This window comes from Sporosarcina gallistercoris, assembly GCF_014836415.1.
GTDB lineage: Bacteria > Bacillota > Bacilli > Bacillales_A > Planococcaceae > Sporosarcina > Sporosarcina gallistercoris.
Genome location: NZ_JACSQY010000001.1, coordinates 393,541 through 411,254 on the forward strand (window position 1 = coordinate 393,541; position 17,714 = coordinate 411,254).

Annotated in this window: 21 protein-coding genes; all 21 read right to left on the minus strand. The window is 42.8% G+C overall.

Translation table 11 applies throughout. The features are described from left to right. Positions 1-53 precede the first annotated feature (53 nt). The 21 genes from frr to H9659_RS02070 all read right to left on the minus strand — a co-directional run bounded on the left by frr (position 54) and on the right by H9659_RS02070 (position 17,706). On the minus strand, positions 54-611 hold the full coding sequence (frr, locus tag H9659_RS01970) for a ribosome recycling factor (protein WP_191688222.1): 558 nt from the start codon (positions 609-611) through the stop codon (positions 54-56). 2 nt (positions 612-613) lie between these two features. Then, the gene (pyrH, locus tag H9659_RS01975; protein ID WP_191688224.1) at positions 614-1,336 is read right to left on the minus strand and encodes a UMP kinase; all 723 of its coding nucleotides are present in this window, start codon (positions 1,334-1,336) and stop codon (positions 614-616) included. Positions 1,337-1,416: 80 nt separating this feature from the next. Further along, complete coding sequence (gene tsf, locus H9659_RS01980) at positions 1,417-2,301, minus strand: translation elongation factor Ts (RefSeq protein ID WP_191688226.1); 885 nt, start codon at positions 2,299-2,301, stop codon at positions 1,417-1,419. A 94-nt stretch (positions 2,302-2,395) separates the two neighbouring features. Further along, positions 2,396-3,130: a 30S ribosomal protein S2 gene (gene rpsB / locus H9659_RS01985; RefSeq protein ID WP_191688228.1), complete on the minus strand. Its 735-nt coding sequence runs from the start codon at positions 3,128-3,130 to the stop codon at positions 2,396-2,398. A 141-nt stretch (positions 3,131-3,271) separates the two neighbouring features. Next, positions 3,272-3,790 (minus strand): hypothetical protein, encoded by a 519-nt coding sequence (locus tag H9659_RS01990; RefSeq protein ID WP_191688229.1) that lies wholly within the window; start codon positions 3,788-3,790, stop codon positions 3,272-3,274. Positions 3,791-3,794: 4 nt separating this feature from the next. Further along, positions 3,795-4,097, minus strand: a complete 303-nt coding sequence (locus tag H9659_RS01995) for a hypothetical protein (protein WP_191688230.1) — start codon at positions 4,095-4,097, stop codon at positions 3,795-3,797. Positions 4,098-4,099: 2 nt separating this feature from the next. Then, positions 4,100-4,879, minus strand: coding sequence for a FliA/WhiG family RNA polymerase sigma factor (locus H9659_RS02000; protein WP_191688231.1), 780 nt, complete (start codon positions 4,877-4,879; stop codon positions 4,100-4,102). Between the two features lie 151 nt (positions 4,880-5,030). Next, entirely contained in the window at positions 5,031-5,525 is a 495-nt protein-coding gene (locus H9659_RS02005) for a chemotaxis protein CheD (protein WP_225217591.1), read from the minus strand. Position 5,526: 1 nt separating this feature from the next. Further along, positions 5,527-6,156: a chemotaxis protein CheC gene (locus tag H9659_RS02010; protein WP_191688232.1), complete on the minus strand. Its 630-nt coding sequence runs from the start codon at positions 6,154-6,156 to the stop codon at positions 5,527-5,529. After that, entirely contained in the window at positions 6,146-6,619 is a 474-nt protein-coding gene (locus tag H9659_RS02015) for a chemotaxis protein CheW (RefSeq protein WP_191688234.1), read from the minus strand. Before H9659_RS02015 ends, H9659_RS02010 begins: the two co-directional genes overlap by 11 nt. A 15-nt stretch (positions 6,620-6,634) precedes the next feature. Further along, positions 6,635-8,677 (minus strand): chemotaxis protein CheA, encoded by a 2,043-nt coding sequence (locus H9659_RS02020; RefSeq protein ID WP_191688236.1) that lies wholly within the window; start codon positions 8,675-8,677, stop codon positions 6,635-6,637. A gap of 12 nt (positions 8,678-8,689) precedes the next feature. Continuing rightward, positions 8,690-9,817 (minus strand): protein-glutamate methylesterase/protein-glutamine glutaminase, encoded by a 1,128-nt coding sequence (locus H9659_RS02025; protein WP_191688238.1) that lies wholly within the window; start codon positions 9,815-9,817, stop codon positions 8,690-8,692. Beyond that, on the minus strand, positions 9,817-10,683 hold the full coding sequence (locus tag H9659_RS02030; protein ID WP_191688239.1) for a MinD/ParA family protein: 867 nt from the start codon (positions 10,681-10,683) through the stop codon (positions 9,817-9,819). The genes H9659_RS02025 and H9659_RS02030 overlap by 1 nt, the downstream gene beginning before the upstream one ends. After that, positions 10,676-11,794 carry a flagellar biosynthesis protein FlhF gene (gene flhF, locus H9659_RS02035; RefSeq protein WP_191688241.1) on the minus strand — a complete coding sequence of 373 codons (1,119 nt, stop codon included), beginning with the start codon at positions 11,792-11,794 and terminating at the stop codon, positions 10,676-10,678. The genes H9659_RS02030 and flhF overlap by 8 nt, the downstream gene beginning before the upstream one ends. Next, positions 11,791-13,824, minus strand: coding sequence for a flagellar biosynthesis protein FlhA (flhA, locus tag H9659_RS02040; protein WP_191688243.1), 2,034 nt, complete (start codon positions 13,822-13,824; stop codon positions 11,791-11,793). Before flhA ends, flhF begins: the two co-directional genes overlap by 4 nt. Positions 13,825-13,849: 25 nt before the next feature. Then, positions 13,850-14,929 (minus strand): flagellar biosynthesis protein FlhB, encoded by a 1,080-nt coding sequence (gene flhB / locus H9659_RS02045; protein WP_191688244.1) that lies wholly within the window; start codon positions 14,927-14,929, stop codon positions 13,850-13,852. A gap of 4 nt (positions 14,930-14,933) precedes the next feature. Next, on the minus strand, positions 14,934-15,710 hold the full coding sequence (gene fliR / locus H9659_RS02050; protein ID WP_191688245.1) for a flagellar biosynthetic protein FliR: 777 nt from the start codon (positions 15,708-15,710) through the stop codon (positions 14,934-14,936). A 5-nt stretch (positions 15,711-15,715) separates the two neighbouring features. Beyond that, on the minus strand, positions 15,716-15,985 hold the full coding sequence (gene fliQ / locus H9659_RS02055) for a flagellar biosynthesis protein FliQ (protein ID WP_191688247.1): 270 nt from the start codon (positions 15,983-15,985) through the stop codon (positions 15,716-15,718). A gap of 12 nt (positions 15,986-15,997) precedes the next feature. Then, the gene (fliP, locus tag H9659_RS02060; protein WP_191688249.1) at positions 15,998-16,663 is read right to left on the minus strand and encodes a flagellar type III secretion system pore protein FliP; all 666 of its coding nucleotides are present in this window, start codon (positions 16,661-16,663) and stop codon (positions 15,998-16,000) included. Continuing rightward, positions 16,656-17,363 carry a flagellar biosynthetic protein FliO gene (locus tag H9659_RS02065; RefSeq protein ID WP_191688251.1) on the minus strand — a complete coding sequence of 236 codons (708 nt, stop codon included), beginning with the start codon at positions 17,361-17,363 and terminating at the stop codon, positions 16,656-16,658. The genes fliP and H9659_RS02065 overlap by 8 nt, the downstream gene beginning before the upstream one ends. Further along, positions 17,344-17,706 carry a response regulator gene (locus tag H9659_RS02070; RefSeq protein ID WP_025785037.1) on the minus strand — a complete coding sequence of 121 codons (363 nt, stop codon included), beginning with the start codon at positions 17,704-17,706 and terminating at the stop codon, positions 17,344-17,346. Before H9659_RS02070 ends, H9659_RS02065 begins: the two co-directional genes overlap by 20 nt. Positions 17,707-17,714: the final 8 nt, after the last annotated feature.

Genomic DNA, 17,714 nt, shown 5'->3' on the forward strand with positions numbered 1-17,714 from the left:
GTTAAAAAGGACGTCCTAAAGTTAGGACGTCCAGCGAAAAAGAAAGTTCATGTTCAGATTTCCATAATTTCGTTTTCTTTGTCCTCGGCAATACTATCGATTTTAGAGATGTACGTATCGGTTAGCTTTTGGACTTCATCGTTATGACGGCGTAATTCATCTTCGGTGATTTCGCCATCTTTTTCGAGTTTTTTCAACTCTTCATTAGCATCACGACGGATATTGCGAATTGCTATTTTTGATTCTTCCGCGTCTTTTTTAACTTCTTTAACAAGTTCTTTACGACGCTCTTCAGTCAACGCTGGTACTGCTAAGCGAATGACATTTCCATCATTTGAAGGTGTAATTCCGATATCCGACTTCAAGATCGCTTTTTCGATATCGCCCAAAGTTGTCTTATCGTAGGGTTGAATGACCATAAGACGAGCTTCAGGTACAGAGACTCCAGCCATCTGATTCAGCGGTGTCGGTGCACCATAATACTCAACTGAAATACGATCGAGTAGGGAAGCATTTGCCCGGCCTGCACGAATTGAGGCAAGTTCCCGTCCAAGTGAGCTGATAGCTTTTTCCATTCTTTCGGTTGTCTGATTCATAACTGCTTTTGGCATATTTAGTTCCTCCCGACGACTGTACCGATTGTTTCTCCGCATACAGCCTTTTTTATATTTCCTTCTTCCATAATCGAGAATACTACGAGTGGGATATCATTGTCCATGCAGAGTGTTGAAGCTGTAGCGTCCATCACTTGCAGACCTTTGCTAATCACATCAAGGTACGTCAATTGATCGTATTTCACAGCAGTGTTATCAATCATCGGATCAGCAGAATAGACTCCATCTACATTGTTTTTACCCATTAGAATGACGTCCGCTTCAATTTCAGCTGCTCGAAGTGCTGCTGTAGTATCTGTTGAGAAATATGGATTTCCAGTACCTGCAGCAAAAATGACAACGCGTTTCTTCTCAAGATGCCGGATAGCTTTCCGACGAATGTACGGTTCTGCTACTTGACGCATGTCGATTGAGGACATGACACGAGACTCAGCACCTAACTTTTCAATCGCGTCTTGAAGTGCCAATGCGTTCATGACCGTAGCCAGCATTCCCATATAGTCTGCAGTCGTGCGATCCATGCCCATCTCACTGCCGACTTTACCACGCCAAATATTTCCGCCACCGACTACGACTGTTACTTCAACGCCAAGATCCAGCACTTCTTTCACTTGAATCGCAACGGATTTAATGATTTCCGGGGAAAGACCAAATCCTTGTTCTCCAGCGAGAGCTTCCCCGCTCAGTTTCAACACGATCCGTTTATAGGTAGGTGTGTTCATATGTATCCCCCATCTTCTTGGTTTTCTTAAAAATAGGGAACACAAAATGTGTCCCCTACCATTAGTATGAGTTAAATTAGTTACCCTTTGTTTACTTGGCTCATTACTTCGTCAGCAAAGTTGTCTTCGCGCTTTTCGATTCCTTCGCCTACTTCGTAACGAATGAATTCTGTTAATTTTCCACCAGTGGAAGTAACGAATTCTCCAACTTTTTGATCAGAGTTTTTAACGAACGCCTGGTCAAGTACACAGATTTCTTCGAAATACTTACGAAGACGTCCTTCAACCATTTTAGCAACGATGTTTTCAGGCTTGCCTTCGTTAAGAGCTTGTTCAGTAAGGATTTTACGCTCATGCTCAACTTCTTCTTCAGAAATCTGGTCGTGTGAAATGTATTTAGGGTTCATAGCAGCAATGTGCATTGCAACGTCTTTTGCTGCTTCATCGTCTTTAGAACCTTCAAGTACTGTAAGAACGGAAATACGGCCACCCATGTGAAGGTAAGCACCGAATGCATCATTATCCGTTTTTGTACGGATTTCAAAACGGCGAAGACTGATTTTCTCACCAATTTTTGCGATTGCATTAGAAATGTAATCTGCCACAACTTGACCATTGTCCATAGTTGAAGCTAAAGCTGCTTCTACAGTTTCAGGCTTTGTTTTTAGCAGGTGAGCCGAAATTTCTTTAACCAACGTTTGGAAACCTTCGTTTTTAGCAACGAAGTCAGTTTCAGCGTTGATTTCAAGGATGATTGCATCATTTCCGGAAACTTCGATCGTTGTTGTTCCTTCAGCGGCAATACGATCTGCTTTTTTAGCTGCGCTAGAAAGACCTTTTTCACGCAAGAAGTCAAGTGCTGCGTCCATATCACCGTTGACTTCTGTTAGCGCTTTTTTACAGTCCATCATACCCGCGCCTGTTTTTTCACGAAGTTCTTTTACCATTTGAGCTGTAACTGCCATGTTGTATTCCTCCTAGTAATAGTTAACGATTTTAGATGATTTCTCTAAAAAAGACGATAAGGGGATTGGCCGCTTATCGTCTTTGATTTTCCAGTTACTCTGCAGCAACTGCTTCTGTTTGTTCTGCTTGAGCAGCTTCTTCGTCTTCACCTTGTCTAGATTCTAGCAAAGCGTCAGCCATTTTGCTTGTCAAAAGGCGGACCGCACGAATTGCATCATCGTTTGCAGGAATGACGTAGTCAATCTCGTCAGGATCGCAGTTTGTATCAACGATACCAACAAGTGGGATATTCAATTTATGAGCTTCCGCAACAGCGATACGCTCTTTACGTGGATCTACAACGTAGATTACGTCTGGGATTGATTTCATATCACGGATACCGCCTAGGAATTTCACAAGACGATCGTGTTCTTTGTTAAGTTGAGATACTTCTTTCTTAGGAAGAACATCAAATGTACCGTCTTCTTCCATTTTCTCAATTTGTTTCATACGGCTGATTCGCTTCTGGATAGTACCGAAGTTTGTCAACGTACCACCTAACCAACGTTGGTTGATGTAGTACATGCCTGCACGTTCCGCTTCTTCTTTAATAGCATCTTGTGCTTGTTTCTTTGTACCAACGAAAAGTACTTTTCCGCCGTCAGCACCGACTTGGCGCATGAAGTTATAAGCTTCTTCAAGCTTTTTAACTGTTTTTTGAAGATCGATGATGTAGATTCCGTTACGCTCAACAAAAATGAATTTCTTCATTTTAGGGTTCCAGCGACGTGTTTGGTGTCCGAAGTGCACACCAGCTTCAAGCAATTGTTTCATTGAAATTACTGACATAATTATTTCCTCCTGTTTGGTTGGATTCCTCCGCATACTTCATCCGCCGAGCGACCTTTCGGCACCATCTCAATACGTCCATATACGTGTGTAGTAATACCACTTTCTAATATAACACAAGCCTAATTACTTATGCAACAATTATCTTTTGAATTTTAAAATGAGCTCCACTTCCGTTTTACCTTTTTTAAGCCGGCTTGCGATTTCATCCATCGATAATCCTTCATCATGTAATCGGTATACCGTTTCGAATTCAGTCTCCTGTTTCGGTTCCGCGAAACGATCCGTAGTGTTTGCACCCCTAGATTGCTGCTGGGACCGGTATGAATCCAAAACTTTCGAAGTGGGTGGCTTAGGAGTAAAGTAAACAGCCGTTGCAGCCACTTCATCCTCTTGTGGAATCGGTGATTCTTTAACTTCAGATTGAATTTCAGCAGGTTGCGGTTTTTTCTGCAACTTTGTAAGTTGATCGATTAAACGATCGTTTTCTTCTTTTACTTCAGTTATATAGAGCGCCAGGCTATCTTCCATTTCTTTCATAAGTTGCTGTTGTCTCTTTTCGGTTTTATCCAATTTTGAAATTCTCATGTACAGCAAAGCGATCAGATAGAAACCAACGATCTGCAGTACACAAAGTGCCGCAATCCAAAATGCTGTCATTTCATCACCCTGTATAGTCTACGAAGCCACCTTTATAAGGGTGGCTTGCGTGTTTATGTTTCTCTTGCCGAGAAGCGTTCTGGTGGTCATTGTCCTCTGACTTTTCTTCACTTGAAGAGTCTCTTGAGTTCCTGGTTTTTTCGGACTCAGCCGATTCGATGACTGTATTGCGCTGTTTCATCACTTGTTGGTCTGTTTGAACTGCCGCTTGCTGATGGTTGAGCATGGACTGCTGATTTTTTTGTTCTGTCAGTTTCCCTGCATCAAAAGTTTTCGGGATCGCAATTTGGAGTTCTATCGATTTCAAGCTCATAGTATCCCCCGATCCAGCACTTCAGGCAGCAAAATTTTTCTCAGCTTGAAAAGTGCTTTCGAATGGATTTGTGAAATACGTGACGTCGATAAGTTTAGAATTTCGCCAATTTCAGTAAGTGTCATTTCATCGGAATAAAACAGACTCAGCACAAGTTGTTCATTGTCATTCAAGTCTTTGATTTTTTGAATCATTTCTCCCAATAATTCATGTTTAACCGAGTGCTGTTCAGGAGTTACAGTCTTTTCATCCTTCAAAATAAAACTTTTCCCCGAATCTTCTTCGTCATCATTCATCCGTTCATCAATCGATAGGACACTTGAAAAGTAATGCTCCTGGACTGTCTGATAAACTTCAGATACATGTATCCCCGAATGCTCCGCAATCTCTTCAGGTGTCGCTGTCCGCATCAGTTTTTGTTCCAGTTTGCTGATTTTCTCTTCTAATTTTTTTGATTTCTCTCTCGAGGAACGCGGCAGCCAATCCTCTTTCCGTAATCCATCAAGAATACTGCCACGGATCCGAAACGAAGCGTATGTATCGAATTTCAAGTCCCTGCTTGGATCGAATTTAGTGAGTGCGTCAAATAATCCTTGGTACCCAAGGCTTTTGACATCGTCCCTGGAAACATTACGCGGTAACCCGGAACCTATACGCTGGACGTGGTAATTTACGAGCGGCATATATTTACGGACGAGCGCATCTCCGGCATCAGGATCTCTTTTATTTAACCATAGGTCCCAATATGTCTCCTCCGTCATGTCTTTTTTTGACATAGAATCCCTCGCTTCCGTGCAACAATGTATATTTCTACACGATCTTACTAATCATTATATCAAAGTTTTAGGAGTAAAGACAGTGGACGTCAATCATATTTTCATATAAAAAAACAGTAGTTTCACTTACTGAAACCACTGCGCCATCGTTTTAGATTTCCTTTGTACCTGCGTTCACCGTACGGACTTGTAGTGCTCCGACTCCAGGATCGAATTCGATTGTGCGGCCATTGGATCCTCCGGTATCTTCAGCAACCAACGGTATGGAAAGTCTAGCAAGCTCTTTTTTCACCGCTTCCACATTTCGAGGACCGATACGTACGGTATCCCCTGAGCCGAATTGAAACATTTGGGATCCGCCAGCAATCTTCGCTTTCAAAGACATCGGCCGGACTCCTTCTGCTTTCAGTTGTTCCATTAGAGAATAAATGCCCGTATCTGCAAATTTCGCCACATTGATGGAATCCCCTTTACCAAGTGAACTGTCCGGCAACATGACGTGCACCATTCCAGCAATTTTCCGGCGTTCATCATACAACACAACACCAACACATGAACCGAGACCTGATGTCCGAATGGTGTTTGGCTCCCGGACAATATTCATATCCGCAATCCCGACCCGGACTACTGTTTTCACCATTTCCATATCACATTACACCTAATGATTGGAAGATCGTGATGTAAGATGGTGGATCAGGGAGTAAAAAGAAGTGCCCATCCACACTTTTATCGTTTTCGTCTTCTACAATCTTCGTATCGATCACGATGACTTCGTCACTGTAATGGGATACTTCTATGAGGCCAAAGCTGACAATAGCACCAACCATATCGACACTTAACGAAGGGACTGTCGGATAAATCTTCAAACCGGTGAAGTCGGACAAGGCAGATAAATACGATCCGGATAGAATATTGCCTAGTTCTTGCATGGCGGAAACTCCGATTTCCCCCGTCGAGTCCGGAGCAGAGAAGTCAAATTGGTCATCCCCTACTAAGCGGCGAATAAAACGATTAGCAGATTCGATCGGAAGCACAAAAAACATGCTTCCGGATAAGTCTCCTTCAATCCTCAGGAAAATCCCGACAACTACGTTTTCACTGCCTCCTGCAAGTTCGAACATATCGTCAAATGATACAAGCGCAACTTTCGGGACGTGCATGTCGATTTTACGCTGAAGCAGTTCGGACAGAGACGTGGCCGCATGTGCTGCCCCGATGTTACCGATTTCTTTGAGAACATCTAAATGCATATCAGATATGTTAAAATCAGTTTTCATCCGTATTCACGTTCCTAATTGGACGCAGTACATGATCCAAGTTGAGCATAACGAGTAATCGTTTCTCAATCTTTGCAACACCTGCCACAAATTCAGATTCTACGGAACCGACCACTTCCGGCTGCGCTTCTAGAACGTTTGCAGGAATGTCAATTACATCATTGGCATCGTCCACTATGAGTCCTACATCGAAGTTTTCGAGATTCACGATAATGATGCGTGTGTTGTCATTGTACTCCATTTCAGGTAAGTCAAAACGATTCCGCAAATCAACGATAGGCGTCACCATTCCACGTAAATTAATGACTCCCTTAACATATGAAGGCACACCTGGAATTCGCGTGATTGTCATGAGCAATAATTTCTCGATGGACTGGACAACATCCACTTCAATCGCATACTCTTTGTCGAGCAATTGAAATACAATTGTTTTCATAACCTTATTTTCAGTTACAGCTGTCATTGGATTCCCTCCTACTTATTTTATGAGCGCGTTGCAATCTACTATTAGTGCAACTTGGCCGTTTCCGAGGATTGTAGCACCAGATAGTGCGAAAACGCTCTGTAAGTAGTTACCGAGTGATTTCAGTACAATTTCTTGTTGGCCGATGAATGAGTCAACGACAAGTGCAGCTAGGCTTTCACCTTTACGAACGATGACGACAGACTTTAATTCTTCTGGCTGTTCGGGAAGTCCTGTATCGAAAATCTCACGAAGGTCAACGAGTGGAACAATTTTCCCACGGAAGTCGATGACACGCTGATTATGTGCATTCAAAATATCCGTATTTTGAATGATAGCAGTTTCAATAATCGATGATAAAGGAACTGCAAAAATCTCTTTCTGGAGTTGTACCAGCATCACTGAAATGATTGACAGCGTAAGCGGTAACTGTACTTGGAATAATGAGCCTTGGCCTTCTTTAGAGTCAATCGAAATATGACCGCCTAATGATTCAATCGTACTTTTAACAACGTCCAGACCTACACCGCGTCCAGAGACGTCTGTAAGTTTTTCAGCTGTTGAAAAGCCTGAAGACAAAATAAGCTCTGCTACTTGTTTGTCCGTTAATGTCTCTGCTATCTCTTCAGTAACGATGCCACGCTCAATCGCTTTATTGAGCACACGTGAGCGATTCACGCCTGCCCCGTCATCTTCTAATTCAATGAAGACATGGTTACCGGAGTGGTATGCGCGTAACGTAACAGTACCTTCTTCAGGTTTCCCCGCCGCAATGCGATCTGCCGGGCTTTCAACTCCATGGTCCAATGCGTTCCGAATGAGGTGGACTAGAGGGTCCCCGATTTCATCAATGACAGTACGGTCTAATTCTGTTTCAGCCCCGATGATTTCTAGGTTGATTTTTTTATCAAGATCTCTCGCTAACTGGCGAACCATCTTAGGGAATCGATTGAATACCGTCTCGACAGGAACCATTCGCATATTTAAAATGATATTTTGCAAGTCTCCTGAAATTCTAGTCATCCGTTCCGTTGTTTCATTGAGTTCAGCATTTTGTAATTCCGTAGCGATGGACTGGAGTCGTCCTCTATCAATAACTAATTCCTCGAATAGGTTCATGAGCACATCCAAGCGATCGATATTGACCCTTATCGTCTTGTTGGCAGAATGGGAATTGCCAGAGCGCTTGGCAACAGGTTCGGCTTTAGCAGGTTCTTTTTTAACCGCCTGCTTGGCAGGTTGTGAAACAGGTGCTGTAACGGCTGTTTCCGTTGTAACGGCTGCCTCGGAATGGGACGAAAGGAATTGGACTGGACGAATTTCAGCGTGTTCAAGTTCAGATACTTTCTGCACTTTTGCTTGTAGCACTTCTGCATCTTCTTTGGTAACGATCACGACCGTGAATTGACTATCGAATTCTTCATTCTCCAACCGTTCGACAGTAGGGGAGGTTTTAATGATTTCCCCGGATTTTTCGAGGATTTCAAATACCATGAATACACGAGCCGCTTTCAGCAGGCAATCATCACGCAGTATGACTTTAAGTTCAAAAGCATTGAAACCTTGTTCAATAGACTGGGAAACTACTGTTTGTTCAAAGTCATCATAAACGAGTCCAGCCGTTCCCTCTTCAGGTTTTGTTTCCACCATTTTTTCTTCTACAACTTCCAATGGCGATTTGCCCGCCTCAATTTGGTTAAGCATCATCACTAATTTCTCAACATCTTTTTTACCGCTTCCACCCTCTTCGATATCGATGACCATCTCTTCAAGTGCATCTGAAGATTCAAACACGACATCCAGGATCTCAGAAGTCACACGGATTTTGGAATTCCGGATTGCATCGAGGACATTTTCCATCTTATGTGTCAGATTCGCAATGTCTTCATAACCCATCGTTGCCGACATCCCTTTAAGGGTATGTGCAGCTCGGAAAATTTCGTTGACAATCGCAAGATCATCCGGGTTCTTTTCAAGTTCTAGTAATTGTTCGTTACACGCCTGGAGATGCTCTTTACTCTCTTCCAGGAACATTTCCAAGTACTGATTTGTATCCATCAAAATGCCTCCTTAAGACTTTACCTGCTCTAAAAGTAACTTACCGATATCTTGTACATTTGCTGAAATGTCAGCGAGTCCTGCTTCTTGTATAGCTCGCGGCATGCCATAGACTACAGCCGTTTCTTCAGACTCAGCAATCGTGAACGTAGTGCAGTGTTCTTTAAGTATTTTCATCCCTTGCAATCCATCGTGTCCCATCCCGGTCATAATTGCAGTTACAAATTGGAGTTCGGGGAACTGTGACACGGATTCGAGTAAGACATCGACAGCTGGTCTATGCCCCATACGAGGTGCATCTTGGTCATCCAGCCGAATGGCGAAGCTCACACCTACACGGGCCACTTTCATATGCTTGCCGCCTGGTGCGATATAGGCTGTATTCTTCTCAATGAGCTCTCCGTTTTCAGCTTCTTTAACAGTGATGCCGCTTAAACTGTTCAAACGATCTGCAAGTGATTTCGTGAATCCGGCAGGCATGTGTTGAACAATTAGAATGGGGACACCGATATTTTCAGGAAGTGAAACAAGCACTTGCTGGAGTGCTCTTGGTCCCCCTGTCGATGTACCTATGATGATGAATTGCTTTACCGCAGAGCGTGGGAGTGCTCCTTCAGTAGGAGAAACAAACAAACGTTTTGGTGAAACCGTCAATTTTGTTCCAGTTGTCGCTACAGAAGGGTTGGACATTGTTGCATTCGCTCTGCGGGGAAGGATTTTAACCATATCGATTTGGGATGCATCCAATACTTTTTCTATAATAACCTTTTCACTATCACGTAAATTGAGTGATATTGCTCCACCAGGCTTGGTAATGAAATCCACAGCGCCATATTCCATAGCACGGATCGTATTCTCGGCGCCTTCTTTGGTGGTACTCGAAAGCATAACGACTGGTAACGGATTTTCCTTCATAATCTGCTGAAGTGCCCCTAAGCCATCCAGAACCGGCATTTCAATATCCAGAGTCATCACGTCCGGTTTTAACAGGCGAGCTTTGTCGACTGCTTCTTGTCCGTTCCTTGCCGTACCGACCACTTCAAGTGACGGATGGGAGGAGATGATTTCAGATATTAATTTGCGCATAAAGGCTGAGTCATCAGCAATAAGTACTCTCTTGGAAAGGTTTTCGACCACCATCACCCACGTCCCCTCGCAAATAGTTTTTTGAGTTGTCCAAGGAACGTACTGCCCTCTTTACTATCTATATCGGTTCCTGAAGAAATATAGTTAGCAGCAATTGCATTCATTCTTCGGGAAATCGGTGCATTTGGGTAAAGTTTAACGAAAGGCTGTTGTGCCACCACCGATTTATGGACTGCAGCGTCTTCAGGAAGTGCCCCTAACAAGGTTGTTTCTTTGTTCAAGAACTTCCTCATCGCATACTGCAGACGTGTGATGGCTTCATTTCCATCTTCTTTCGGCTGTACTCGATTATTGACAATGAAAAACTTTTTCTCAGGATCTCTCAGACAGATGAATTTCATCATTGAGTAAGCGTCTGTGATGGAAGTTGGCTCTGATGTCGCGATCACAACGATTTCATCTACCGAAACAATCAGTTCAATTGAACTCTCAGAGGCACCCGCCCCCATATCGAACAAGATATAATCGTACTGCTGCTGCAGCGTTTCAAATGCTTCTATGAGACGTTCAAAACGGGCTTCCGTCCATTCCAAAACAGTTTCCAGACCGGATCCTCCGGAAATGAAACTCAATCCACCGGCACTTACAGCTATGACTTCTTCCAACGTACGTTCACCTGTAAGATATTCCTTCAAACCATATTGAGCAGAAGCACCAAGTAAAATATGGACATTTCCCATACCGATATCCATGTCCACAATGATGACATTTTTCCCTTGAGTCAATAAGCTACTCGCAAAGTTAGTTATGAAATTCGTTTTCCCCACTCCACCTTTACCGCTAATCACTGCGATGGAACGGGCAGCCGCGTTATCCGCCTTCATCATTTTCAACCGTAGTGCTTCCGCCTGATCACGCATGTCCTCCCTCCTCAAGTAAGAGAGTCAATATTTTTTCAACGGTTGCCTCTTCCAGGTCTTCCGGCACCTCTTGGCCATCTGTAACGTATGCGATTCCCATATGATAATCTTTCAAAAGATTGAAAACCGGTCCAATGGTTTCTGTTTCATCCAATTTCGTAAAGATGAATTGTTTAATCGGAAATTCAAGAAATTGGTCGACGATAGACCGCATATCCGATTCCTTCGTTGTGGTGGAAAGAACTAAATAGGATTCCATTTCCAATTCAAAATCGATGAGTCTCTTCAAATCATCCACAAACTTCTTCTCTTTATAATTACGACCTGCCGTGTCAATGAACACAACATCTTTTGCACTCAGGTTCTCTAATGCCATTTTGAAGTCGTTCTCATTATAAGCCACTTCCACAGGTGCTTGAAGAAGATTGGCATACGTCCGCAATTGCTCAATTGCAGCGATTCTATAAGTATCTGTCGTGACAAAAGCTACTTTACGTTTATGTTCGATGAGTGAACGCGCTGCAATTTTGGCGATGGTTGTAGTTTTACCTACTCCTGTCGGTCCGAGAACGTTCACATATTTCTTTTTGAAAGGAACACCGCCGAACGGCAAATCTGCAAGTTCTTCCTTTAAAATTTCACGCGCGATTTTTTTCTGTTCATCTGCTGTAAAATCCACTTTTTCAGTTTTCATACGTGAAAAAATTTCACTGGCAATCTTTTGTATCGTCACACCGTTCAGCTCTTGAGCACTCAATCTCTTCAATAATTCCTGCATTTCTTCGGGATATTGGTGAAATTCAAGAGGTGTATGATTCGTTTTAAGAAGTTGTTTCATTTCCTTCATTTCTTTTTTCAGATCATGGATCATGGAATCTTGGTCGGCATCATGTTTAACTGGTTCGTTAAAAATGGGAGCTGTTTTTTCTTTCACCGAGATCGGTTCGTCGTATCCAGCAACGACTTCCACGCTCTTCTTCTTAAATAGCCCTAGGAATCCTTTGGATTGGACAATGGTAGAACTCAGAATAACTGAATCCTCACCAAAGTCTTGTCGGACTTTTTCCATTGCTTGGACCATTGTGTCTGCTGTATATTTTTTCATCTTCATGCGACATCCACCACCCCTACACTCTGTACTTCCACAGATGCTTCCAACTCATTATAAGACAAGATTGGGATTTGCGGGAAATAGCGTTCTGTAATTTGTCTCAAGTACATTCTAACTGCTGGTGAACAAAGGATGACTGGCGATTGGTCGAGTAATGCAACACGTTCCACTTCACTTGCAATCGATTCTAAGATCGCTTGCGAGTTTTGTGGTTCAATCGTTAAATAGTTCCCCTGTTCTGTTTGCTGGACACTATCTGCAATCATTTTTTCAACTTTTCCAGAGACAGTCATAACTTTCAACGCTTGTCCTTGAGGTGTATATTGTTCCGTAATCTGACGTGCTAGCGACTGTCTGGCATACTCCGTCAGCAAATCTACATCCGAAGTATATTTGGAGGAATCCGCTAACGTTTCAAAAATAATCGGCAAGTTACGAATCGAGACATGTTCACTAAGCAACTTCGCCAATACTTTTTGAATTTCCCCAACAGATAACGGAGTTGGTGTAAGTTCGTCCACAAGAATAGGATAAGACTCGTGTACGTGATCGATCAGTTGCTTTGTCTCTTGACGACCGATCAAATCAGAAGCATTTGCACGAATAATTTCTGTCAAGTGGGTTGAAACAACGCTTGGAGGATCGACTACAGTGTATCCTAGAATTTCTGCGTCCTCTTTCACCTCTTCGGTAATCCATTTTGCCGGAAGACCGAATGATGGCTCGACTGTGTCTATGCCTGGGATGGAATCATCGCCCCCCGGACTCATTGCTAAGTAGTGATCAAGCAGCAATTCTCCTCTTGCCAATTCGCTACCTTTGATTTTTATTCTGTATTCGTTTGGCTGAAGCTGAATGTTATCTCGAATACGAACGACAGGAATGACTAGACCAAGTTCTAAGGCAAGCTGTCTTCTTATCATGACAACGCGATCGAGCAGATCTCCGCCTTGTGAAGCATCGACGAGAGGGATGAGCCCATAGCCGAATTCGAACTCTACGGGGTCTACATTCAAAAGGTTCACGACATTTTCCGGACTTTTCAGACCTTCTGTTTGTTCGCTTTCTTCAAGTTCCAGTAATTCATCCGGATCTTCGTCTTGTGGCCGGGACATCATGAAGGCACTAACTGCAAGTGCAAGTGCAATTGGTATTGTTAAAATATCATTGATAGGTGTCGCCAGTCCTAATAAGAGAATCGTTACAGCTGCTACATATAACAACTTTGGCTGACCTAGTAATTGACTCGTAATGTCCGTTCCTAAGTTCCCTTCTGAGGCAGCTCGTGTCACGACGATCCCGGTTGCGGTAGAAATCAGCAATGCGGGAATTTGAGATACAATTCCATCACCGACTGTCAGTTTGGAAAACGTCGTTGCCGCTTCTGCAAATGGAAGTCCCAGTTGGACAACACCGATCACCATCCCTACAAGCAAGTTGATCATTACAATGATAATCCCTGCAATTGCGTCACCTTTAACGAACTTTGTCGCACCATCCATGGCCCCATAAAAGTCCGCCTCGTTCCCTACTTTTTCCCGGCGTTCTCTTGCTTGCGTGTCAGAAATCATTCCTGCGTTCAAATCTGCGTCAATACTCATTTGCTTACCTGGCATTGCATCCAACGTAAAACGAGCGGCAACTTCCGAAACACGCTCAGATCCTTTCGTAATAACGATGAATTGAATAATGATCAAAATCACGAATACGACAAGTCCAACTATGACGTTTCCTCCGGTTACGAACGAACCGAACGTATCAACGACACCCCCTGCACTTCCGTCACTCAAAATTGCACGAGTCGTAGAAACGTTCAGACCGAGTCGGAAGAGTGTCAGTAACAAGAGCAATGAAGGAAAGATTGAAAACTGCAATGCTTCTTGCATATTCATAGCTGTCAGAAGCACTAATAGTGCGAGTGTGATATTAATGATGATCAGGAAACTGAGCAACCAGTGAGGCAAAGGAATGACAAGCATCGCAACAATCATAATTACGGATGCAAGTACACCGATATCTTTAAACTGCATGTCATCCCCACTTTCTGTTGTTCATTTAAATTTTGCGCTGAATCCGGTAGACATACGCCAGTACTTCAGCCACTGCTTTAAAAAATTGATCAGGAATCCGATCACCTATTTCTGTGTCTGAGTAAAGAGCACGAGCAAGCGGTCGATTTTCGACTGTCACAATATCGTTTTCTTTCGCAATGAGTTTAATCTTTTGGGCAATGAAGTCGACGCCTTTAGCAACGACTACCGGCGCATCCATTTCCCCATCTGTATACTTTATCGCGATTGCATAATGTGTCGGATTCGTTATGACCACGTCAGCTTGTGGTACTTCTTGCATCATTCTACGCATGGCCATTTCCCGTTGACGCTGTTTGATTTTAGATTTTATCAACGGATCGCCTTCTGAGTTTTTATATTCATCTTTAATGTCCTGTTTCGACATTTTCAAGTTTTTTTCATAGTCATATTTCTGATAAAGAAAATCGAGAATTGAAATGAATAACAAGACAAATGAAGCTGTTATTCCCATCAAAGCAACAAGTTCACCGACTGTCTTCATGACTGCTGACGGTGTTTTAAAAGCTAAATTCAATACCTTATCAATATTAAAATAAAGGATGATCGATGTGACTCCGCCGATAAATGAGATCTTTAATAACGATTTAAGTAACTCGACGATTGCTTTTATAGAAAAAATCCGTTTAAGACCTTTGATTGGGTCTATTTTCTTCAAATCGAATTTCAACGGCTCTCCTGTGAAAAGCAATCCGAACTGTATCAAATTCCCGGCAATGGCAGCTACCATTGCAATTAGCATGACGGGAAGCATGATGAATGCCATTTCTTTAATGACTTCCATGTAGATCATCATGGTCTGATCGATGTCCAACTTCCCCATCGTTATGTATGTATGAAATGTTTCCTTGAAAAACTTATAAAAACGATCTTTCATGTAGCCTGCAGCAAAAAACAAAAAGAGGAATACAGATAGTAGCACAATTGCACTGGTCACGTCTTGACTCTTTAAGACTTGACCTTTTTTCCGAGAATCTTCCCGTTTTTTCGGTGTCGCCTTTTCAGTTTTCTCACCCGCAAAAAATTGAAGATCCAAGCGCAACATGTACTTATCCTCCTCCTAACAACACCATCAAGTCCCTCATACTAACCGCCATCACTTCAAATATCTTTTGCATCATCGCTACAATGACGCCCCCCATAATGAACAGGACTAGAAACCCTACTCCGATCTTAATCGGAAAACCGATTACGAAAATGTTGAGCTGAGGCACTGTTCTTGCAGTAATACCAAGTGCTAAATCGACAAGAAAAAGAGTGGCGACTATCGGTACGGCCATTTGAAAAGAAATCCCGAATACGGCGGCCATCGTTTTCAACACATGCTCCGCGACATCCTCACTTCCGAAAGATGGCCAAAGCTGATCTATCGGAAGAAATTGATAACTATAAAATACACCATCCAGTAAAACATGATGTCCATTCACTGCGAGTAATAATAACAGCGCTAAGGAGTTGAAAAATTGACCCATCAAAGGGGATTGTGTTCCAGTTTGCGGATCAATGACGTTTGCAATTGCGAATCCCATTTGGAAATCAATGAGACCTCCCGCAACTTGAATCGCAGCCATAACCATAAAGGCGATAATTCCAATTGTTAACCCTATCAAAGCCTCTTTCAGAACGAGCATGATATATGCTCCATCAATCTCAAGATCCGGCACGTTAAGAGTGAATACGAGCACCCATGCAAGCAGCGCAGCAAAAACAATTCTCATGACGGGTGGAATTGCTCGGTATGAAAACAAAGGCAGAGTAACGAAAAAAGCGGAAATCCGGGTCAAAACTAATAAATAGGTTGCAACGTACGGCATAAATGCTTCCATCAAAGCTACCCTATGTACCGCGATAAATTACCAAAAATATCCTCAGCATATGCTGTCACTTTCGACAGCATCCACGGTCCGAAAAATACAATAGCAACGAGCACAGCAACAATCTTCGGCACAAATGCGAGGGTTTGTTCTTGGATCTGAGTAGTCGCTTGGAAAATACTGACCGCTAAGCCTGTCACTAACGCAACAACTAGCAGAGGTCCAGCTGTCATTAATATTACCCATACCGCACGCTCGGCGACTGCAATGATCATTTCTCCTGTCATTCTGAACCCCTCCTAAAAGCTTTGCAGCAGTGACTTAACAATCAGATACCAACCGTCCACTAGTACAAATAGCAAAATTTTAAACGGCAATGAAATCATTACCGGCGGCAGCATCATCATCCCCATCGACATAAGAATACTAGCGACGATCATATCAATGACGAGAAACGGGATGAAGATCATGAATCCCATTTGGAACGCTGTCTTGATTTCACTTAACGCGAAAGCTGGCACCATCATAGTTAATGGGATGTCTTCCATCGTTTCAGGACGATCTGCGTTGTTATATCTTAAAAATAATTCCAAGTCTTTTTGTCTCGTATGTTTTCCCATGAATTCCTTAAAAGGGATACTGGCTTTTTCATAGGCATCATCCAAAGATATTTCTTCTGCAAACAACGGTTTCAGTGCGTCATCGTTCACTTGCTGAAATGTCGGAGCCATGATGAAAAACGTTAAAAACAAAGCAAGTCCTACAAGAACTTGGTTTGGAGGCATCTGTTGAGTCGCCAAGGCTGAGCGAACAAACGATAAAACAATAATGATCCTGGCGAACGACGTCATCAGGATCAGAATCGCTGGAGCTAAAGATAGAACGGTCAGTAGAAGAAGCATCTTGACGGATGTCGATACTGCACCCGGATCACTATCCGAAAAAAATTGCATAAAGTCATTCATTCCGTTTGCGCTCCTTCTCCGTCAGCTGATTGAGCTGACGTTTCCTCTCGTTCTCGATTTCAGTCAGCTTAGTTTTAAATAGATTTCCGAATTCTTCTGGTTCCTCTTGTTTCTGATAAGGATTGGTCTTTCGCGTTTTCACTCCGTTGACAAGTCTCATGAGGAGAGTTTGTTGAAGAACTTGATCCTCTTCCGAATAATAATCAGCTAGTTGAGCAATTTCTTCGGGATTCGAGAGTTCTTTAAGCAGCCGAACATCATCACCAACACCAATCAGGAAGTACTGCTCCCCAATTTTCACTAATTGAATCGACTTATGCTGTCCAAGCGATAGGCCACCCATGTTTTGCATAAGTTTGCCATGTTGGGTCACCCGATTCCGCGTATTGATGAACTTCACCATGCCATAGAGCAATGCAATGACAAATGCTAACGCTAAGAGGGTCTTAATATAATCCCATGCTGTCAAACCAACAGGGGAAGGTGACACATCATTGTTCAAATCCGCTTCATCCGGCTTCTCACTCTTAGCGGCAGGTGATTCCTCTTGTTCTTTGTTTTTTTTCAGATAATCGGTTACCGATGAATCTGTTTCCGCTTGAACAGTCATAGGTGCTGCACTTAAACATAAAAGCAGTGCAACGAGCAACAACCTACTGATGACTGCAAAGTGATTGATGTTAGCTAAGCGCTTTTTCAATTGCTTCTACGACCCGGTCTGCCTGGAATGGCTTCACAATGAAGTCTTTTGCTCCTGCTTGAATTGCGTCGATTACCATTGCTTGCTGCCCCATTGCTGAACACATGATGATTGTCGCATTCGGATCTTTTTCTTTGATTGCCTTTAGTGCTGCGATACCATCCATTTCAGGCATCGTAATATCCATCGTGACGAGATCCGGTTTCAATTCGAAATACTTCTCAACTGCCTGTACTCCGTCAGCAGCCTCTCCAACGACTTCAAAATTATTTTTTGAAAGAATATCTTTTACCATCATTCGCATAAATGCTGCATCATCCACTATTAAAATACGTTTTGACATGTCCATGA